The sequence below is a fragment of the Pseudomonas sp. SDO5215_S409 genome (assembly GCF_054071325.1).
Map to the genome: position 1 here is coordinate 1 of NZ_JBSVWN010000190.1, position 333 is coordinate 333.

The window sequence follows — 333 nt, forward strand, 5'->3', positions numbered from 1 at the left end:
AGTCGTGCTGGGTCGACAGTAGCGGAAGGAGCGCTCTTAAAGGGCGAACTTCCAGGACGTGGTGTTTGTTGGGCAACAGCGGTATGCCGAAGCGCTTTGCAAGCTCGGGTTCGTAGCCGATTCGCCCCTTTACCGGCAGCGGGCGAAAGAGCGTGGTCAGATGATGAGCGGGCGCGAACGTGCGGGGCACGAGGGGCGGGAGATGGCCCACATGTTCCACCAACTCGCGGACTTCCACTTGGTAGAAGGCGCAAGGGTCGGCGTTAACGTGGGCGGGATTGGATAACGTGCGGCTGTTGTCCTTATTGATGAATTGGGTTTTCTCGGCTCGTA

The 333-nt window shown here is 59.5% G+C and carries 1 pseudogene; it reads right to left on the reverse strand.

Features of this window, described 5'->3' with window-relative positions:
* Positions 1 to 333: pseudogene (locus ACW9H9_RS28855) on the reverse strand (lipase family protein); the annotation flags it as partial.